Consider the following 18,829-nt stretch of genomic DNA (forward strand, 5'->3'; position numbering starts at 1 on the left):
TGGACCGACTCCCGTACGGCATAAGAGAGTAGAGGTGCGACCGGCCGCGGGCCATCCGGCAAAAGCACGGGATCAGCGGGGATCGGGGGTTCGAAAAACAGGCTCTCAGCCGAGATCCGGGCGCCGTGCCGCGCCCAGGACGCACGGCGAGGCCGGGTGGCGCGGTCCCTTCTCGGGCAGCCACAGCCGACGGCAGTCGACCATCTCGAAGCCTGCCGCCTCGATGGCCGCCAGCGGGTCGCGCGCGGTGTGGCAGCCACCGAAGAACACCGGCCACAGCGTCCGGTCCGCCGCCCGCTGGACGGCGGCGAGCAGCCGGCCCTCGGCCCGCCCGTGCTCGAAGAAGCGCAGCTCCCCGCCGGGCCGCAGCACCCGGCGGATCTCGGCCAGCGAGCGCGGCACATCCCGTACGGAACACAGCACGAGCGAGACCACGGCCGCGTCGAACGCCTCGCTCTTGACCGGCAGCGCCTCGGCCGCTCCGGGCACCACGTCCACCGGCACGTCCGCGCGCAGCGCCGCCCGGACGGCCATCGCGCGCAGCCCCCGCTCGGGTTCGATGGCGACGACCTCGGAGACGGCGCCGGGGTAGTGCGGGAAGTTGAGGCCGTTGCCCGCGCCGATCTCGATCACCCGGCCGGAGAGCCCGGCCAGCAGGTCGCGGCGGTGTGCGGCGAGGCCCGCCCGGCGGTCGGCCGTCTCGCTGAACCGGCCGTAGAAGCGGGCGAACAGGGGATGGTGCACGGCGTCCGGGGCGATCTTGGCACGCTGCTCCATGGGGGAACCCTCCAATCACGGGCGGAGAACGGCGGGGCGGACACCGGGATTGTCCCCGCCCCGCCGCCGTGTCACCCGTGACCGGCCCCGGTGGCCGTCACCTCTTCGTGAACCGTCGCCCGCTCCGTCGTGAGAAGTCACCCGCTCACGAAGCAGAACTCGTTCCCCTCCGGGTCGCGCATCACCTGGAACGAGCCCTGGGCGTCCGTCACCGTCGTGCCCACCGGCCGCGCGCCCAGCCGCACGGCGGTGGCCCGGGCCCCGGCCACGTCCTCGACCGCGAGGTCGAAGTGGAGCCGGTTCTTGCCCGCCTTCGCCTCCGGCACCCGCTGGAAGGCGAGCCGCGCCGTGCCGGGCGCGTCGAGGTGGGCCCAGCCCGCGTCGCGCACCACCGGGGTGCCGCCGAGCAGCGCCGCCCAGAACCGCGCCAGGCGGTCCGGCGCGGCGCAGTCCACCACGGTCTGGTGCAGCCGTGCCCGTAAGGCCGCCATCACAGACTCCAGTCGCCGCCGAGCTCGGGACCGAGCCAACCCGCCGCCGCGGCGCGGAAGTCGGGGCCGGACAGCTGTCCGGCCCCCTGCGGCACCAGGCCCACCAGCGGATAGCCCGAGGACTCGGGCAGGTCCGCCAGGTTGCAGCGGGACGCCAGGTCCGGCTCGGCGGGCCAGCTGCCCACGACCACGCCCGCGCACGCGATGCCCCGGGCCCGCAGCGCCTCGCCGGTCAGCGCCGCCATGTTCAGCGTGCCCAGGCCCGCCGGGGTGACGACCAGGACGGGCGCGCCGAGCAGCCGGGCCACGTCGGCGAGTGTGCCGCCCTCGTCGTCGAGGCGGACCAGGAGCCCGCCCGCGCCCTCCACCAGGACCAGATCGTGCTCGGCGGCCAGCTTCTCGGCCGCCTCGGCGACCTCCTGCGGCCGTACCGCGCGCATCCCGGCTCGCCGGGCCGCGGTGTTGGGGGCCAGCGGCTCGGGGAAGCGGGCGAGTTCGGCGCCGGTGACCTCCTCGCCCGCCAGGCGCCGCACCTCCGCCACGTCGCCGTGCTCGCCGGGGGCGACCCCGGTCTGGGCGGGCTTGAGGACGGCGACGCTGCGGCCGGCGGCGCGCGCCAGCGCGGCGACCGCCGCCGTGACCACCGTCTTGCCGATCTCCGTACCCGTACCGCTCACTACCAGAACGGTCATCTCAGCCCTCCCGAGCCGCAGCGCCCACGGCACGGCAGATGCGCGCCAGGTCGTCGTCGTCGGTCACATACGGCGGCATCGTGTAGACAAGGTCGCGGAACGGGCGCAGCCACACGCCCTCGCGGATCGCCGCCCGGGTCGCGGCCGCCATGTCCACCTCGTGGTCGAGCTGGACGACGCCGATGGCGCCGAGGACGCGGACGTCCTTGACCCCCGGCGCGTCGGCGAACTCGCCGAGGCCCTCGCGCATCCCCGTCTCCAGCCGCTTGACCTCGCCCTGCCAGTCCTGGGAGAGCAGCAGGTCGATCGAGGCGCAGGCGATGGAGGCGGCCAGCGGGTTGCCCATGTAGGTGGGCCCGTGCGCGAGCACCGGGACCTCGCCCGAGGAGATGCCCTCGGCGACCCGGGTGGTGCACAGCGTCGCGGCCATCGACAGATAGCCGCCGGTCATCGCCTTGCCCACGCACAGCACGTCGGGCGAGACGGCCGCGTGCTCGGAGGCGAAGAGCGTGCCGGTGCGGCCGAAGCCGGTGGCGATCTCGTCGAAGACCAGCAGCACGTCGTGCTCGTCGCACACCTCGCGCAGCACCCGCAGATAGGCGGGGGAGTGGAACCGCATCCCGCCCGCGTTCTGCACCACCGGCTCGACGATCACCGCCGCCACCTCGTCGGCGTGGCGGGCGACCGTCTCGCGCAGATGGCGTACGTACGCCTCGTCCGGCTCCGCGTCGTACCCGGTCGGGGGCGCGTCGGCGAAGACCTGCTCCGGCAGCCGTCCGGACCACAGGGAGTGCATCCCGCCGTCCGGGTCGCACACCGACATGGGCTGCCAGGTGTCGCCGTGGTAGCCGCCGCGCCAGGTCAGCAGCCGCTGCTTGCGCGGGCGGCCGACCGACTTCCAGTACTGGAGGCACATCTTGATGGCGACCTCGACCGACACCGAGCCGGAGTCGCTGAGGAAGACATGCTGGAGCGGCTCGGGGGTGATCTCGACGAGCTTGACGCTGAGGCGCACGGCGGGCTCGTGGGTGAGCCCGCCGAACATCACATGGCTCATCCGGTCGAGCTGGGCGTGCGCGGCCGCGTTGAGCGCCGGGTGGTTGTAGCCGTGCAGCGCCGACCACCAGGACGCCATGCCGTCGACCAGCTCGCGCCGGCCGTGGGCCTCCTCGGCCAGGCGCAGCCGGACCCCGGAGGCGGACTCCACGACCAGCGGCTCCTGGCGGCCGGGCATGGGTCCGTAGGGGTGCCAGACGTGCTGCCGGTCCAGGGCCCGCAGCTCGCCGACGTCGTAGCCGGGCTCAGGCATTGGGCGCGAGGTCCGTTCCGGCGCCCCGGCGGCGCACCGCCACCAGGTCCGTACGCGCCTCGTTGACCTCGGGGGCGACGGGAGCGCTCGCGCCGCACGGGCCGCAGCCGGCGCCCTCGTGCGAGCCGCTGCCGCTCGCCGCGTGCGAGCCGCAGCCCGCGGCGGCCACCGCGTCGGCGCGGTGCTCGGGCAGCGTGGTGGTGCCCGCGCCCTCCACCTCGAAGCCGGCGTCCGCGATCATCTCCAGGTCCGCCTTGCCCTCCTGGCCCTCACTGGTGAGGTAGTCGCCGAGGAAGATCGAGTTGACCAGGTTCAGGGCGAGGGGCTGCATCGAGCGCAGATGCACCTCACGGCCGCCCGCGAGCCGTACCTCGACGTCGGGGCAGACGAACCGGACCATCGCGAGGATGCGCAGACAGCGCTGCGGGGTGAGGTTCCACTCCTTGGCGAGCGGGGTGCCCTCGAACGGGATGAGGAAGTTGACCGGCACCGAGTCCGGGTCCAGCTCGCGCAGCGCGAAGACCACGTCGACCAGGTCCTCGTCGCTCTCGCCCATGCCCGCGATCAGCCCGGAGCAGGCGGAGAGCCCGGCCCCGTGCGCCTTCTGCACGGTGTCGACGCGGTCGGCGTAGGTGTGGGTGGTCGTGATGTCCCCGTACGTCCCCTCGGACGTGTTGAGGTTGTGGTTGTACGCGTCGGCGCCCGCCGCGCGCAGCCGCTCGGCCTGGCCGTCGGAGAGCAGACCGAGGCAGGCGCACACCTCGACGCCCTCGTTCTGCTCCTTGATCGCCTCGATGGTCTGCGAGACCCGGTCCACGTCGCGGTCGGTCGGGCCGCGCCCGCTGGCCACCAGGCAGACGCGCTTGGCGCCGCCCGCGACACCCGCGGCGGCCGCCCTGGACGCCTCGTCCGGCTTCAGCCAGGTGTACTTGAGGATCTCGGCCTTGGAGCCGAGCCGCTGCGAGCAGTACGAGCAGTCCTCGGGGCACAGCCCGGACTTCAGGTTCACCAGGTAGTTCAGCTTCACCCGGCGCCCGAACCACTGGCGGCGCACCTTGCCGGCCGCGGCCACCACGTCGAGCAGTTCCTCGTCGGAGGTCGCCAGTACGGCGAGCGCCTCTTCACGGCTCGGCAGCTCGCGCCGCAGCCCCTTGTCCACCAGCGTGTTCAGCAGGTCCATGGCGCCGATCCTTGCCCAAGACCCCGCTTCCAGCCAAGGAGGGATCGTACAACTGCGCACCTGGAAGGTGTGTGTATTGCCACACCCTGACCTCGCCCGAGCCGGAATAGGGTCTGTGCGCTGCCTACAAAAGGGATCCCGACCATGCCCCGAGCGCCATTCGACTGGATCGACGGAGCGACCGAGCGGCGCGAGCGCGCCGGTCTCGTACGGGTGCTGCGGCCGCGCGCCGCCGACCAGGACCTGCTGGACCTGGCGAGCAACGACTACCTGGGTCTCACCCGGCACCCGGCCGTCACCCGGGGCGCCGCCGACGCGGCACTGCGCTGGGGCGCCGGGGCCACCGGGTCGCGCCTGGTCACCGGCACCACCGCGCTCCACACCGAGCTGGAGGAGGCGCTCGCCCGGTTCTGCGGGTTCGAGGCGGCACTCGTCCTCTCCTCCGGGTACGCGGCCAACCTCGCCGCGCTGACCGCGCTCGGCGAGCGGGGCACGCTGATCGTCTCGGACGCGGGCAACCACGCCTCGATCGTCGACGGGTGCCGGCTGTCGCGCGCGGAGACCGAAGTGGTCCCGCACGCCGACCCCGAGGCCGTGCGCAAGGCGCTGGACGCCCATGGCGGGCCCGCGCTGACGGTGAGCGACTCGGTCTTCTCGGTGGACGGGGACGCCGCACCGCTGCCGCGACTCGCCGCAGCCTGCCGGGAGTTCGGGGCAGCGCTGGTGGTGGACGACGCGCACGGCCTGGGCGTGCTGGGCGAGGGCGGCCGGGGCGGGCTGTACGCCGCCGGGCTCGCGGGCGACGAGGACGTGGTGGCCACCCTCACCCTGTCGAAGTCGCTCGGCAGCCAGGGCGGCGCGGTGCTCGGGCCGGCCCGGGTCATCCGCCACCTGGTCAACGCCGCCCGTACGTTCATCTTCGACACCGGGCTCGCCCCGGCGGCGGTGGGCGGTGCGCTGGCGGCGCTGCGCCTCCTGGAGGCCGAGCCGGAGCGGGCGGCCCGGGCCCGGGCCGTGGCGGCCGAGCTGTACGAGCGGCTGACGGCGGCGGGCCTTCAGGCGGCCCGGCCGGACGCGGCCGTGGTCTCGGTGCGGGCGCCGTCGCCGGAGCTGGCGGTGGCCTGGGCGGCCGACTGCCGGGGCGCGGGGCTGGCGGTGGGGTGCTTCCGGCCGCCGTCGGTGCCGGACGGCATCTCCCGGCTGCGGCTGACCGCCCGGGCCGATCTGACCGGGGAGCAGGTGCGGTGGGCGGTGGACACGATCCTGCGGACCGCGCCCACCGCCTAGTCCCCCGTTGGTCGGTCAACTCCTGCTGTCGGGCGCCTCGTTGAGCTCGACGGGCAGACCGGAAAGGAAGCTGCGCCAGGCTCGCGCTCCGAAGAGCAGCGCGGGCCCGGCGGTCCGCTTGGAATCACGGACGGCGAGCAGCAGACCGGCGTCGAGGAATGCGGCCTCGACGCAATTGTTCATTCCTGTACTACGGCTGCTGCGCCGCCACTGCGCGCCGTTCAGAGAAGTGCTGGAAGGTACATGCACGGGGGGTGCGGGCATCATGCCTCCCTTACACGCCGTCAGCCATACCGGCGATGAGATTCAATGATTCCTCGAACGAGAGGGCCTGCGCCTCGACCTTGTGGAACGCGGCGCTGTACGCCTCAAGGTCTTCTCTCCGTTCGAGATAGAGGCTACTCGTCAAGTGGTCGATAACAACAACGTCCAGATCGGAAATGTGCGGAAAGGAGAAGATAATGAAAGGCCCAGTGAGGCCGATATGGCCACCGCTGCTGAAAGGCAGCACCCGCAACCGGACCTGAGGCAGCTGGGCCGCCTCCAGGAGATGGCGCAACTGCCGCCGCATCGCCGCCGCGCCGCCCACCTGCCGGTGCAGCGCCGCCTCGTCGACCACCGCGCTCAGCTCCAGCGGCGGATCGGCCCGCAGCACCTCCTGCCGCGCCAGGCGCACCTCCACCAGCGAGTCCACCCGTGCCGCGTCGAGCTGGCCGAGCGCCGCCCGGGTCACCGCGCGGGCGTACTCGGGCGTCTGGAGCAGCCCCGGCACCACCGACGTCTCCAGGGTGCGCGCCGCCGACGCCTGTGACTCCAGGCTGATGAAGTCGCGGTACTGCGGCGGCAGCAGCCCGCGGTAGGCCTGCCACCACTGGCCGCCGCGCCCGTCCGCCGCCCCCGCCAGCGCCGCGAGCAGCGCCCGCAGCTCGGGGTCGTCCACCCCGTACACCTCCAGGAGGCCGGCCACGTCGGCGGGCTTCACACCGCTGCGGCCCGTCTCGATCCGGCTCACCTTCGACTGGTGCCAGCCCAGGTGCCGGGCGACCTCACCGCTCGTCAGGGCGGCCGCGCAGCGCAGCCGGCGCAGTTCCTCACCGAGTTTGCGGCGGCGTACCGCGGGCCCGTGCCACATGTCGTCTCCTTCCACCCGGCCGGGATTCGGGCGATGGGCAAGTGTGGCGCCCAAATACGGTCCTTCGTCGCAGAGTTCACCGCTTTGAGCGACAGATATATGCACATCTTGGTGGATCGGCGCACCCGGCGGCACGATGAGTGGCACTCTGGCGCGAAGCACAAGTCCGGGCCGTCCTCGCGTTTGTCCGCTCGCCGCGAGTCCAGCAGGCCGGCCCGGGTGGGAAAGGGACAGCGTCGCCATGGCAGACCACCAAGAATCCACCGTCACTCTGCCGAGCGATCCCGCCTCGGTCTCCGCCGCCCGCAGACATGTCGCCGGCGTACTCACCGAGTGGGGTCTTCCGTCGGACGCCGACTCAGCCGATACGATCCGCCTGATCGTCTCCGAGCTCGCGACCAACGCCGTGCAGCACACCCTGGGCCAGTCGCCCACCTTCACCGTGGACCTGCGTCTGGAGCGCGACGAGCAGCTCCACATCGGGGTGACCGACAGCCATCCCCGCTGGCCGAAACGTCTTCCCGCGGCCGTCCAGCAGGACAACGGGCGGGGCATGGTGATCATCCGCTGGCTCGCCGCCGAGTGCGGGGGGCGGCTGTCGGTCACCCCGACGCCGGAGGGCGGCAAGACCGTCTGGATCGAGCTGCCGTGGACGGCGCCGGTCCAGACCTGAGCCCGGGGCCTCGGCGGCCCTGAACGGCCCACGGGCCGGTGAGCGTACGCGGACGCGCTCACCGGCCCCTTGTGCCCGCCTACGTCAGCGCACGCGCCCGTACCAGACGCTCTTCGACCAGATCTTCTCCAGCCGGACCACGGACCCCGTCTTGGGGGAGTGCCATATCTTGCCGTCCCCGGCGTAGATTCCCACGTGGTAGACGTTCGATCCGGAGTGGAAGAACACCAGGTCGCCGCGCTGGCGCGAGGACGACGAGATGTGCCTGGTGCTGTTGTACTGCTGCTGGGTGGTGCGGGGCAGCTTCTTGCCCGCCTGCTTGAAGGAGTAGAGGGTGAGCCCCGAGCAGTCGAACCGGTACGGGCCGCTGGCACCGTACTTGTAAGGCGCGCCCTTCTTCGACGCGGCGACGTTGAGCGCCTTCGTCCCCGACGTCGCGGCACTCGCCTCACTGGCGGCGCCCGGCGCCAGCATCGTGCCGCCGACGGCGGCGAGCGTGAGGGCGGAGACCGCGCCGGCGCGGGTCAGCAGGGCAGGAAAGTTGTTCAGCGCAGACATGCGCGACCCTTCGTCAAACCGCCTGCGAAGGATGACCTGTCGGGTTCGGACTGGCGAAGATGCCCGGCCGCTCTCGCGGCTTCACCCCAAGGGCCTCCCGGTCTCCCGGTGGGCCCGCACTGCTTGGGTCCTCCACTCCTGCCGATCCACTCAGTCGACCAGTCATCCGGGTACGGCGGCAGGACTCGGCGTCCGCCCGGACCGCCCCGCCGCGGCGGCGGGGGCTTGTCGTCGGAAGGGATCTTGACCCACGAAGTGTCGGATTTCCGAGCCGAAACGGCGTTTTGTGAGGCTCCTCACGACTGACCCGTTCGGGTGGACATCGATGTTTCAAGCCCCCTGACGGGGGGTCCGACCTGCGTCGTACCGGCGATGGAACGATTCATTCCGTTCGGTGTCTGCGCATTCGGAGCAACATCGCCGGTACGTCGTTCGGACCATCGGATGGTGCGAACGAGGGACGCCGACTCGTACCGGCGCGGGGGTCGGCGGACACCGCGGGGTCAACTCGCGGATGACGGCGGCGGCACCGTCACACGGCCCGCCCGGCGCTCCCCGTCGAGCAGCCGGAGCGCCCGCGCCAGCGTCTCGGTGTGCAGCTCCCGCTCGCCGCGCAGATGCATGGTCGCCAGCGCGTCCCGCAGCGCCACGGCCCGCCCGACGAGTGCCTGCGCGGCCCGGAGCGCGCCGTAGGTGTCGCGGTGCCGGGCCGGGTTGATCCGGCCGAGCTTGTCCAGTGCGTCCAGATACGCGTCGATGAACTCGCCCTCGGCGCGCGTCAGCGCGGGCAGCGGCGGCAGTTCGGGCACCACGGCCTCTACCTCCCTTGCGCGGCGGCCGAGTTCTTGCGGCTGGCGACGACGTGGTCGACCAGCCCGTACGCGGCGGCGGCGGTGGCGTCGAGGATGGTGTCCCGCTCGATGTCGGCGCTGATCCGCTCGACGCTCCGCCCGGTGTGCCGGGCCAGCAGCTCGGTCAACAGCGCGCGCCCGCGCTGGAGTTCGGCGGCGTAGATCTCCAGGTCGGAGGGCTGGCCCTGGATCGGTTCGGCGACCGAGGGCTGGTGGATCAGGATCCGGGCGCCGGGCAGCGCGAGCCGCTTGCCCGGGGTGCCCGCGGCGAGCAGCACGGCCGCCGCCGAGGCGGCCTGGCCCATGCACACCGTCTCCACGTCGCAGGTGACGAACCGCATCGTGTCGTAGATGGCGCTCATCGCGGTGAGCGAGCCGCCGGGGGAGTTGATGTACAGCGAGATGTCCCGGTCGGGGTCGGCGTGCTCCAGCTGCATGAACTGGGCCATCACGTCGTTGGCCGCGGTGTCGTCGACGGGGGTGCCGAGGAAGACGATCCGCTCTTCGAGGAGCTTGGAGTACGGGTCGAGGGTGCGGACCCCGGTCGAGGTGCGCTCGGAGAACTCGGGCAGAACGTAGCGGGCGGACAGGCCGTGCATGACGTACCTCTTCTCTGGTGCCGGCGCCGCCGGGAGCAGCGCAACGGTGTCTCTGTAAAAAATGTACAGGACGTACAGGCCGTTATGATGGGGAGCATGGCCTATGAGATTCCGGTGACGCAAGCCCGAGCTGAGCTCGCCGAGCTGATCAACCGCGTGGTGTACGGCGGCGAACGCGTCGTCGTGACCCGGCACGGCAAGCCCCTCGTCGCTCTGGTGTCCGCCGCTGACCTGGAACGACTCGAAGGCGCGGCGGAGCCGGCCGAGGAGCAGGTGATCAGCTCGGTCTCCTCGGTGCGCCAGGTCTCGTCCGCTCCCGGCGAACGGCGCCGGTTCGGCATCGCCGCCGAGCATCGCCGGCCCCCGGCGGGTGACTGAGGGGTTCCGGTTCGCCCGGGGCCGTGATGGATGCATTGGCCATGGATATGCAAAGCGTCAGTTAACGAGCCGGAAAAACTTCCGCCGTAACGTGCAATGCCTCGCTGTGGAGCAGGGAACCCCAGGTCAACAGAGTGTTGAACTAGGACAGGGTCCCGCAGCGTCGAAGCGGGATTCCCCCGTTCCGGGCACGACTGTGAGGTGGGAAGCGTGCAACTGACGCCGCATGAGCAGGAGAGACTGCTCATCCATGTGGCCGCGGACGTCGCGGACAAGCGCCGTGCCCGGGGGGTGATGCTCAATCACCCCGAGGCCGTCGCACTCATCACCTCGCACATCCTGGAGGGCGCCCGCGACGGGAGGACGGTCGCCGAACTCATGGAGTCCGGACGGAAGGTGCTCACCCGCGACGACGTCATGCCGGGCATCCCCGAGATGATCCACGACGTCCAGGTCGAGGCGACCTTCCCGGACGGCACCAAGCTCGTCACCGTCCACGAGCCGATCGTCTGACGGGGGAGCGCCGCCATGATCCCGGGAGAGATCCTCTTCGCGGACGAGCCCGTCGCCCTCAACGAGGGCCGCGCGATCACCACGACGACCGTCGTCAACGCCGCCGACCGGCCCGTCCAGGTCGGCTCGCACTACCACTTCGCCGAGGCCAACCCCGGCCTGGACTTCGACCGCGCCGCCGCCCGCGGGCTGCGGCTGAACATCGCCGCGGGCACCGCCGTGCGCTTCGAACCCGGCATCCCCGTCGATGTCGAGCTCGTCCCCCTCACCGGACGCCGGATCGTGCCCGGGCTGCGCGGCGAGATCGGAGGCCCCCTCGATGGCTGAGCTCCACCGCGCCGTCTACGCCGACCTGTTCGGCCCCACCACCGGCGACCGCATCCGGCTCGCCGACACCGACCTGCTCGTGGAGATCGAGGAGGACCGCTGCGGCGGGCCCGGACGCGCCGGCGACGAGGCGGTGTTCGGCGGCGGCAAGGTGATCCGCGAGTCCATGGGCCAGGCCCGCACCACCCGCGCCGAGGGCGCGCCCGACACCGTGATCACCGGCGTCGTCGTCCTCGACCACTGGGGCGTCGTCAAGGCGGACCTCGGCATTCGCGACGGGCGCATCACCGCGCTCGGCAAGGCGGGCAACCCCGACACCATGGACGGTGTCCACCCCGACCTCGTGATCGGCCCCGAGACCGAGATCATCGCGGGCAACGGGAAGATCCTCACGGCGGGCGCGGTGGACACCCATGTCCACTTCATCTCGCCGACCCTGATCGACCAGGCGCTCTCCTCGGGCATCACCACCCTCGTCGGCGGCGGCACCGGACCCGCCGAGGGCACCAAGGCCACTACCGTCACCCCCGGCCCCTGGCATCTGGCCCGGATGTTCGCGGCCCTGGAGAACGCGCCCGTCAACATCGGTCTGCTCGGCAAGGGCAACACCATGTCGCGCGAGGCCATGCACTCCCAGCTGCGCGGCGGCGCCCTCGGGTTCAAGATCCACGAGGACTGGGGCGCGACCCCGGCCGTCATCGACGCCTGCCTGAGCGTCTGTGACGAGACCGGCGCCCAACTCGCCATCCACACCGACACGTTGAACGAGGCGGGCTTCGTCGGCGACACCCTGGCCGCCATCGCCGGCCGCTCCATCCACGCGTACCACACCGAGGGCGCGGGCGGCGGGCACGCCCCGGACATCATCACCGTCGTCTCCGAGCCGTACGTCCTGCCCAGCTCCACCAACCCGACCCGGCCGCACACCGTCAACACCATCGAGGAGCACCTCGACATGCTGATGGTCTGCCACCACCTCAACCCGGCGGTGCCGGAGGACCTGGCGTTCGCCGAGTCCCGCATCCGGCCCTCGACCATCGCGGCCGAGGACATCCTGCACGACCTGGGCGCCATCTCGATCCTCTCCTCCGACTCCCAGGCGATGGGCCGGATCGGCGAGGTCATCCTGCGGACGTGGCAGACCGCGCACGTGATGAAGGTGCGCCGGGGAGCGCTCGCGGGCGACGGGCGCGCCGACAACCACCGGGCGCGCCGCTATGTCGCCAAGTACACGATCAACCCGGCCGTCGCCCAGGGCCTGGACGGCGAGATCGGCTCGGTCGAGCCGGGCAAGCTCGCCGACCTGGTGCTGTGGGAGCCCGCCTTCTTCGGCGTCAAGCCCCAGCTCGTGATCAAGGGCGGCCAGATCGCGTACGCGCAGATGGGCGACGCCAACGCGTCCATCCCCACGCCCCAGCCCGTCCTGCCCCGGCCGATGTTCGGCGCGCACGGGAAGGCTCCGGCGGCCAACTCGCTCACCTTCGTGTCGCAGGCGGCCCTCGACGACGGACTGCCCGAACGGCTCGGCCTGGCCAAGCGGTTCACCGCCATCAAGAGCACCCGGCGGGTGGGCAAGGCGGACATGCGGGAGAACGACGCGCTGCCGGACGTCAGGGTCGACCCGGACACCTTCACGGTGACCATCGACGGCGAGGTGGTCGAGCCCGCGCCCGCCGCCGAACTGCCCATGGCCCAGCGGTACTTCCTCTTCTGAGAGTGGCTGTACATGACTCGCGCAGCACTGCTCGTCCTCGCCGACGGACGGTTCCCGGCCGGTGGCCACGCCCACTCGGGGGGCGCCGAGGCCGCCGTGCGGGCCGGCCGTGTCCGGGACGCGGACGATCTGGCGGAGTTCTGCCGGGGGCGGCTGCACACGGCCGGTCTGGTGGCCGCCTCGCTCGCCGCGGCGGCCGCGCTCGGTCTCGACCCGCTCGCCCTCGACGAGGCGGCCGACGCGCGCACCCCCTCTCCCGCGCTGCGGGCCACCGCGCGCCGGCTCGGCCGCCAGATGATGCGGGCGGCCCGGGCCACCTGGCCGAGCGAGGAGCTGGCCGCGCTCGCCGCTTCCCGGCCGCGCGGGGCCCATCAGCCGATCGTGCTCGGGCTCGCCGCGCGGGGGGCGGGGCTGGGGGCGGAGGACGCGGCGCACTGCGTGGCGTACGAGTGCGTCAGCGGGCCCGCCACGGCGGTGGTGCGGCTGCTGAGTCTCGATCCGTTCGATGCCACGGGGGTGCTTGCGCGGTTGGCGCCGGAGCTGGACGTGGTGGCCGCGCGGGCTGCGGGGGCGGCTGCCGAGGCTGTCGTGGAGGGGGTGGAGGTGCTGCCCGCCGCGTCGGCTCCGCTGCTCGATGTCATGGCTGAGGCGCATGCGGCGTGGCCGGTGCGGTTGTTCGCGTCGTAGCTTTCCCCCACCCCGCCCCTTCCCGAAACCCTGCCGGGGGCGGGTGGGGGTGGGGCGCCGTTGCCGGGGGCTCCGCCCCCGGGCCCCCGTATCGCCCTGAACGGGCTCGTCCTCAAGCGCCGGACGGGCTGAGAAACCTGCTCGACCGGGCGGAGCCGAACCGCCCGTACGGGCTGAGGAACCTGCTCGAACCGGGTGGACCCGAACCGCCCGTACGGGCTGAGGAACCTGCTCGAACCGGGTGGACCCGAACCGCCCGTACGGGCCGAGGAACCTGCTCGAACCGGGTGGGCCCGAACCGCCCGTACGGGCCGAGAAACCTGCTCGAACCGGGTGGAGCCGGACCGCCCGGACCGCCCGAACCGGGTGGAGCCGAACCGCCCTTACGGGCCCTCATGAGCCGTCCCACTGGACCGACAAGGAGTCCCACCGATGCACCTAGACCACTCCCACCCCGGCCCCGCCGCCCTCAGCGCCGATGCCCGCCGGCCCGACGGGAGCCGTCGGGCCTTGCGTGTCGGGCTCGGGGGGCCCGTCGGGTCCGGGAAGACCGCTACCGTCGCCGCGCTCTGCCAGGCCCTGCGGGAGCGGTTCTCGCTCGCCGTCGTCACCAATGACATCTACACCCGCGAGGACGCCGAGTTCCTGCTGCGCAACGCCGTGCTGCCGCCCGAGCGGATCCGGGCGGTGGAGACCGGCGCCTGCCCGCACACCGCCATCCGGGACGACATCTCCGCCAACCTCGAAGCCGTCGAGGAGCTGGAGGAGGAGGTCGGGCCACTCGATCTCATCCTGGTCGAGTCCGGCGGCGACAACCTCACCGCCACCTTCTCCAAGGGGCTGGTGGACGCCCAGCTCTTCGTGATCGACGTGGCGGGCGGCGACGACATCCCCCGCAAGGGCGGGCCGGGAGTCACCACGGCGGACCTGCTCGTCGTCAACAAGACCGACCTCGCCCCGTACGTCGGCTCGGACCTGGCCCGGATGGCCCGCGACGCCAAGGAGCAGCGGGCCGAACTGCCCGTGGTCTTCCAGTCGCTGAGGTCCGAGGACGGCGTCGACGCGGTGGCCCGGTGGGTACGGGAGCGGCTCGCCGCATGGCAGGGATGACCAGCGGCGCCGGGGTGCGCGCCACCGCCAGGATCGTCGCCACCCCCGGCGGCCTGCCCGTCCTCGCGGGCGAGGGGCCGCTGGCGCTGCGCCGCACCCGGGCCACCGGGGCACACCACCGGGTCACCGTCGTCGGGGCGATGAGCGCCCCGCTCGGCGGCGACCGCCTCGCCCTCGAGGCCGAGGTGCGGGAGGGAGCCCGGCTCACCGTGGACTCGGCCGCCGCCACCATCGCGCTGCCGGGCCGCACGGGGGAGCCCGCGCGGTACGACGTGCGGCTCGCCGTCGGTCCCGGCGGCGAGCTGCGCTGGCTGCCCGAGCAGCTGATCTCGGCGCGCGGCAGCGAGCTGCGGATGCATACCCGGGTCGAGCTCGCGGCCGACGCCCGGCTCGTCCTGCGGGAGGAGCAGATCCTGGGGCGCCACGGCGAGGAGCCCGGTACGCTCACCACCCGGCTCACCGTGCACCGCGCGGGCCGCCCGCTCCTGGACCAGGAGCTCGCGTACGGCCCGGGCGCGCCCGGTGGCTGGAACGGATCGGCGGTGCTCGGCGGGCACCGGGCGGTGGGGCAACTCCTCGTCGTCGACCCGGAGTTGGCCGAAAAGCCCGTCGAGGCACGGATGCTTTCGGAGAGCGCGGTGCTGACTCCGCTGGCAGGACCCGCCTTCCTGGTCACCGCGCTGGCGCCGGACGCCCGGCTGCTGCGGCGCGTACTCGACGGACTCGGCGAAGGGGGCACCGCTCAGCGGGACTCCGTATCCCGGCTATCGGTTCGGTAAAGAAACACCAGTACGACCTGTTCTCGACACCCACCGAGGCGCGAGGATCCCCCGAGACCATGGAACGCGCCGCTCCGACGCGGCGCACCTCAGCTGGGGGAGGAACGACTTGAGACGCACCGCAGTGCTCGGCTCGGCCGGCACTCTGATCGCGGGCACGCTCATAGCCGGCGCGATCGCGGCACCGGTGGCCACCGCCGAAAGCCGTCATCACGGCACGTCCGAGGCGCGTGGCGTGGAGCTCGCCGCCGAACGGGCCGCCAAGAAGGGCATCGACTGGACCGACTGCCCGGCCGACTGGGGCTTCGCCAAGCCGATCCAGTGCGGTTACGTCAGCGTTCCGCTCGACTACGCCCACCCGTACGGCCAGCAGATCAAGCTCGCCGTGGACCGCATCGGCTCGACCGGCACCCCGGCCGAGCGCCAGGGCGCCCTGATCTACAACCCGGGCGGCCCCGGCGCGTCCGGTATGCGCTTCCCGACCCGGGTGACCAACAAGAACCCCCTGTGGGCCAACACCGCCAAAGCGTACGACTTCGTGGGCTTCGACCCGCGCGGCGTGGGCCACTCGACGCCGATCTCCTGTGTCGACCCGCAGGAGTACGTCAAGGCGCCCAAGGCCGACCCGGTCCCGGACAGCGAGGCCGACAAGCGCGCCCAGCGCAAGCTCGCCGCCGAGTACGCGGACGGGTGCGCCGAGCGCAGCGGCTGGATGCTGCCGTTCATGACCACCCCGAACACCGCCCGCGACCTGGACGTCATCCGCGCCGCGCTCGGTGAGAAGAAGCTCAACTACCTGGGCGTCTCCTACGGCACCTACCTGGGTGCGGTCTACGGCACGCTCTTCCCCTCGCACGTGCGCCGCATGCTGGTGGACAGCGTCGTCGACCCGGCCCGCGACAACATCTGGTACCAGGCCAACCTGAACCAGGACGTCGCCTTCCAGGGCCGCTGGAACGACTGGCAGGACTGGGTCGCCAAGAACGACGCCACCTTCCACCTCGGCGACACCCGGGCCAAGGTCGAGGCGCAGTGGCTCAAGCTGCGCGCCCAGGCGAAGAAGAGCCCCCTCGGCGGCGTGGTCGGTCCGGCCGAGCTCATCGCGTACTTCCAGAACGCCCCGTACTACGACTCGGCCTGGGCGTCCACCGCCCGGACGTGGAGCGCGTACGTGGCGGGCGACACCAAGGCGCTGGTCGACGCGGCCGCTCCGGACATGTCGGACATCAAGGGCAACATCAGCGCCGAGAACGGCAACGCGGTCTACACCGCCGTCGAGTGCGCGGACGCCAAGTGGCCCACCAGCTGGAAGAAGTGGGACCGGGACAACACCCGGCTCCACAAGAACAACCCGTTCATGACCTGGGCGAACGCCTGGATGAACCTGCCGTGCGCCACCTGGCAGACCAAGCAGCAGACCCCGGTCGAGGTCAGGACCGGCAAGGGCCTGCCGCCCGTCCTGATCGTCCAGAGCACCCGGGACGCGGCCACGCCGTACCAGGGCGCCGTCTCGCTGCACCAGCGCTTCAAGGGCTCGCGCCTGATCACCGAGAAGGACGCGGGTTCGCACGGCGTGACCGGTCTGGTCAACCCGTGCATCAACACCCGGGTGGACGCCTACTTCCTCTCCGGCAAGGTCGACAGCGCCGATGTGACGTGCACCCCGCACGCCACGCCGAAGCCGTGACGGCCGAGCGCGTATGAGGGGGCGGCCGGGAACCCCGGCCGCCCCCTTCGCGTTGTCAGGCCCTCACCGCGCGGCCAGCCAGGCGTCCTCGGCCGCGTAGTCGAACAGGTCCGGGTAGTTGGCCATCCCGGGGAACGCCTCCCGCCAGTCACCGCCCCCGAGCCGGTCCACGATCGAGGCGACCGTCGCGGGCAGCGACTCCACGTACCCCGTCACCGGCCGGTAGCCCAGCTCCCGCTCGGCCGCCGCCATGTCGTAGACGACGGAGTGCGGCGCGCTCCACGGGGTGAGGCCGACGGTGCTGCCTTCCGCGGGCGCCCCGTCGAAGACCACGGTCTCGCTGTCCACTCCCAGCACCTCGTCGACCGCCGCGCCGATCTCGGCGACCGTGGGCGCCTGCGGATCGGCCGCGTTGAGCACCCGCGAGCCGGGCCGCAGCGCCGCCAGCCGGACGAGTTCGGCGATGTTGGCGACATGCGCGGGATGGAAGCGGCTCGCCCCGCCGTACGCGAGCACCCGCACCGGGCGCCGGTCCAGCGCCCGCTTCACGAAGAACAGCTCACGCGGGCTGCGGCAGTGCGGCCCGTGGACCGCGCCGGCCCGCAGCAGCGTCGAGGGCAGCGGCGAGGCGAGCAGCTCCCGCTCCAGCTGGATCTTGCGCGTGCCGTACGTCCGGTCGCCCGGCTCGACCGTGGCCAGCGACTCGGGGATCGGCAGCGGGTAGCGGGGGGAGCCGTCCGGCTCGCCCTGGGTGTCGAAGCTGCGGCCCCTCTCGTCCTCGTACACCGCCCCGCTGGAGATCACCACCGCCGAGCCGACGCGGTCGGCGAGCGAGGCGATCTGGCGGGCGTGTCCGCCGTCGTACGCCACCATGTCCACCAGGACGTCGCAGCCGGCCCCCAGAGCGGCGGCCAGCTCCCCTTCCGCGCCCCGGTCGAGCGCCAGCGGGCGCACCCCCTCCGGCCAGCCGGGGTCGCTGCCGCCGCCGCGTGAGGCGGCACGCACCTCCCAGCCGTCCTCGGCGAGCACGCGCACCGCGACCCGCCCGATCTGCCCCGTGGCCCCTATGACGAACGCTGTTCCTTTTGCCATGTACGGGACGCTAGGGCCAGGTGATCACGGGGGCCAGGGCGTTGCGCCCAGCGCGGATCCGCTGTCAGCCGAGGATCCTCGGGAACTTTCCCGCCTCCTCGGCCTTCACCTCGGCCGCGTACCGGTCGACGTACTCCTGCCCCGAGAGCTCCAGGATCTTGTACATCAGCTCGTCGGTGGCGGCCCGCAGCACCGCCTTCTCGTTCTCCATGCCCGCGTAACGCGAGAAGTCCAGCGGCTCGCCGAAGCGGATGGTGACCCGCCGGATCTTCGGCACCACCTGGCCGGGCGGCTGGATCTCGAAGGTGCCGACCATCGCGCAGGGGATCACCGGCACCCGCGCCCTGAGCGCCATCACGGCGACCCCGACCTTGCCCTTGTAGAGCCTGCCGTCGTGCGAGCGGGTGCCCTCCGGGTAGATGCCGAGCAGCTCGTTCCTGCTCAGCACCCCGAGCCCCTCGCGGATCGCCGCCTGCCCGGCCTCCTTGCCGGAGCGGTCCACCGGGATCTGCCCGACCGCACGGAAGAAGGCGGCGGTCAGCCGGCCCTTGACGCCGGGCCCGGTGAAGTACTCCTGCTTGGCGAGGAAGGTGATGCGGCGCTTGAGCATCACCGGCATCAGGAAGTGGTCGGAGAACGACAGGTGGTTGCCCGCGACGATCGCCGGACCCTCGTCCGGGATGTGCTCCAGGCCCTCGATCCGGGGCCGGAAGAGCAGCCTCAGGAGCGGCCCCAGAACGGCGTACTTGAGCACGTAGTACAGCAACGCACCAGCTCCTCACTCGACCCGCCCGCCGGGCCGCCGCTCAGGCGCTGCGCGAGGCCGCCATGCCCACCGTCGCCAGGCCGAGGACCACCCAGCCGAACCAGAGCCAGCCGCTGCTGCCGAGCGCCACCGTGTACGCAGTGATCATCACCAGCGCCACGACGGTGAGCACCACCATCGCCTTCGTCGTACCAGGCATGGGGTCCCCTTCCTCCCGGCCGCTGCCG

General features: G+C 72.4%; 23 protein-coding genes. 10 read left to right on the forward strand and 13 right to left on the reverse strand.

The annotated features are described in order from the left end of the window. Positions 1–105: 105 nt before the first annotated feature. The 5 genes from ABD236_RS04435 to bioB form a co-directional block, all read right to left on the reverse strand. Positions 106–777, reverse strand: a complete 672-nt coding sequence (locus ABD236_RS04435; RefSeq protein ID WP_344070323.1) for a class I SAM-dependent methyltransferase — start codon at positions 775–777, stop codon at positions 106–108. A 137-nt stretch (positions 778–914) separates the two neighbouring features. After that, on the reverse strand, positions 915–1,268 hold the full coding sequence (locus ABD236_RS04440) for a VOC family protein (protein WP_344070325.1): 354 nt from the start codon (positions 1,266–1,268) through the stop codon (positions 915–917). Then, positions 1,268–1,960 carry a dethiobiotin synthase gene (gene bioD, locus ABD236_RS04445; RefSeq protein WP_344070327.1) on the reverse strand — a complete coding sequence of 231 codons (693 nt, stop codon included), beginning with the start codon at positions 1,958–1,960 and terminating at the stop codon, positions 1,268–1,270. The genes ABD236_RS04440 and bioD overlap by 1 nt, the downstream gene beginning before the upstream one ends. 1 nt (position 1,961) lies before the next feature. Further along, a complete protein-coding gene (locus ABD236_RS04450) occupies positions 1,962–3,269 on the reverse strand; it encodes an adenosylmethionine--8-amino-7-oxononanoate transaminase (protein ID WP_344070329.1) in 1,308 nt (435 codons plus the stop codon). After that, the gene (gene bioB, locus ABD236_RS04455; protein ID WP_344070331.1) at positions 3,262–4,449 is read right to left on the reverse strand and encodes a biotin synthase BioB; all 1,188 of its coding nucleotides are present in this window, start codon (positions 4,447–4,449) and stop codon (positions 3,262–3,264) included. The genes ABD236_RS04450 and bioB overlap by 8 nt, the downstream gene beginning before the upstream one ends. A 144-nt stretch (positions 4,450–4,593) precedes the next feature. Between bioB and ABD236_RS04460 the strand changes: the two genes are divergently transcribed. Further along, on the forward strand, positions 4,594–5,736 hold the full coding sequence (locus ABD236_RS04460) for an 8-amino-7-oxononanoate synthase (protein ID WP_344070333.1): 1,143 nt from the start codon (positions 4,594–4,596) through the stop codon (positions 5,734–5,736). A gap of 15 nt (positions 5,737–5,751) precedes the next feature. Here ABD236_RS04460 and ABD236_RS04465 read toward each other — a convergent pair whose 3' ends face one another. Beyond that, positions 5,752–6,000: a DUF397 domain-containing protein gene (locus ABD236_RS04465; protein ID WP_344071191.1), complete on the reverse strand. Its 249-nt coding sequence runs from the start codon at positions 5,998–6,000 to the stop codon at positions 5,752–5,754. A 10-nt stretch (positions 6,001–6,010) separates the two neighbouring features. Then, positions 6,011–6,868, reverse strand: coding sequence for a helix-turn-helix domain-containing protein (locus ABD236_RS04470; protein WP_344070335.1), 858 nt, complete (start codon positions 6,866–6,868; stop codon positions 6,011–6,013). Positions 6,869–7,109: 241 nt separating this feature from the next. Here ABD236_RS04470 and ABD236_RS04475 point away from each other — a divergent pair, with 241 nt between their 5' ends. Next, on the forward strand, positions 7,110–7,541 hold the full coding sequence (locus ABD236_RS04475) for an ATP-binding protein (RefSeq protein ID WP_344070337.1): 432 nt from the start codon (positions 7,110–7,112) through the stop codon (positions 7,539–7,541). 84 nt (positions 7,542–7,625) lie between these two features. Here ABD236_RS04475 and ABD236_RS04480 read toward each other — a convergent pair whose 3' ends face one another. The 3 genes from ABD236_RS04480 to ABD236_RS04490 all read right to left on the reverse strand — a co-directional run bounded on the left by ABD236_RS04480 (position 7,626) and on the right by ABD236_RS04490 (position 9,549). Further along, on the reverse strand, positions 7,626–8,099 hold the full coding sequence (locus ABD236_RS04480) for a C40 family peptidase (RefSeq protein ID WP_344070339.1): 474 nt from the start codon (positions 8,097–8,099) through the stop codon (positions 7,626–7,628). 503 nt (positions 8,100–8,602) lie between these two features. Continuing rightward, positions 8,603–8,911, reverse strand: a complete 309-nt coding sequence (locus ABD236_RS04485) for a hypothetical protein (protein ID WP_344070341.1) — start codon at positions 8,909–8,911, stop codon at positions 8,603–8,605. A 5-nt stretch (positions 8,912–8,916) separates the two neighbouring features. Beyond that, positions 8,917–9,549 (reverse strand): ATP-dependent Clp protease proteolytic subunit, encoded by a 633-nt coding sequence (locus ABD236_RS04490; protein WP_344070343.1) that lies wholly within the window; start codon positions 9,547–9,549, stop codon positions 8,917–8,919. A 96-nt stretch (positions 9,550–9,645) separates the two neighbouring features. Between ABD236_RS04490 and ABD236_RS04495 the strand changes: the two genes are divergently transcribed. The 8 genes from ABD236_RS04495 to ABD236_RS04530 all read left to right on the forward strand — a co-directional run bounded on the left by ABD236_RS04495 (position 9,646) and on the right by ABD236_RS04530 (position 16,744). Next, positions 9,646–9,927 (forward strand): type II toxin-antitoxin system Phd/YefM family antitoxin, encoded by a 282-nt coding sequence (locus ABD236_RS04495; protein ID WP_344070345.1) that lies wholly within the window; start codon positions 9,646–9,648, stop codon positions 9,925–9,927. A 210-nt stretch (positions 9,928–10,137) separates the two neighbouring features. Continuing rightward, positions 10,138–10,440, forward strand: coding sequence for an urease subunit gamma (locus tag ABD236_RS04500; RefSeq protein WP_344070347.1), 303 nt, complete (start codon positions 10,138–10,140; stop codon positions 10,438–10,440). 15 nt (positions 10,441–10,455) lie between these two features. Then, positions 10,456–10,767, forward strand: coding sequence for an urease subunit beta (locus tag ABD236_RS04505; RefSeq protein WP_344070349.1), 312 nt, complete (start codon positions 10,456–10,458; stop codon positions 10,765–10,767). Then, a complete protein-coding gene (locus ABD236_RS04510) occupies positions 10,760–12,481 on the forward strand; it encodes an urease subunit alpha (protein ID WP_344070352.1) in 1,722 nt (573 codons plus the stop codon). Before ABD236_RS04505 ends, ABD236_RS04510 begins: the two co-directional genes overlap by 8 nt. A 12-nt stretch (positions 12,482–12,493) precedes the next feature. After that, positions 12,494–13,168 (forward strand): urease accessory protein UreF, encoded by a 675-nt coding sequence (locus ABD236_RS04515; RefSeq protein WP_344070354.1) that lies wholly within the window; start codon positions 12,494–12,496, stop codon positions 13,166–13,168. A 432-nt stretch (positions 13,169–13,600) separates the two neighbouring features. After that, positions 13,601–14,278: an urease accessory protein UreG gene (gene ureG, locus ABD236_RS04520; RefSeq protein ID WP_344070356.1), complete on the forward strand. Its 678-nt coding sequence runs from the start codon at positions 13,601–13,603 to the stop codon at positions 14,276–14,278. Then, positions 14,266–15,057 (forward strand): urease accessory protein UreD, encoded by a 792-nt coding sequence (locus tag ABD236_RS04525; RefSeq protein WP_425543815.1) that lies wholly within the window; start codon positions 14,266–14,268, stop codon positions 15,055–15,057. The genes ureG and ABD236_RS04525 overlap by 13 nt, the downstream gene beginning before the upstream one ends. Before the next feature lie 109 nt (positions 15,058–15,166). After that, positions 15,167–16,744, forward strand: coding sequence for an alpha/beta hydrolase (locus ABD236_RS04530; protein ID WP_344070358.1), 1,578 nt, complete (start codon positions 15,167–15,169; stop codon positions 16,742–16,744). 63 nt (positions 16,745–16,807) lie between these two features. On the opposite strand, the gene ABD236_RS04535 is transcribed toward ABD236_RS04530, so the two are convergent. From ABD236_RS04535 to ABD236_RS04545, 3 genes are all read right to left on the reverse strand, one after another. Beyond that, positions 16,808–17,836 carry an NAD-dependent epimerase/dehydratase family protein gene (locus ABD236_RS04535; protein WP_344070360.1) on the reverse strand — a complete coding sequence of 343 codons (1,029 nt, stop codon included), beginning with the start codon at positions 17,834–17,836 and terminating at the stop codon, positions 16,808–16,810. 64 nt (positions 17,837–17,900) lie between these two features. Further along, on the reverse strand, positions 17,901–18,602 hold the full coding sequence (locus ABD236_RS04540) for a lysophospholipid acyltransferase family protein (protein ID WP_344070362.1): 702 nt from the start codon (positions 18,600–18,602) through the stop codon (positions 17,901–17,903). A 40-nt stretch (positions 18,603–18,642) separates the two neighbouring features. Further along, positions 18,643–18,801 carry a hypothetical protein gene (locus tag ABD236_RS04545; protein ID WP_180357116.1) on the reverse strand — a complete coding sequence of 53 codons (159 nt, stop codon included), beginning with the start codon at positions 18,799–18,801 and terminating at the stop codon, positions 18,643–18,645. Between the last annotated feature and the right edge of the window lie 28 nt (positions 18,802–18,829).

The sequence above is a fragment of the Streptomyces crystallinus genome (assembly GCF_039521265.1).
Classification (GTDB): Bacteria; Actinomycetota; Actinomycetes; order Streptomycetales; family Streptomycetaceae; genus Streptomyces; species Streptomyces crystallinus.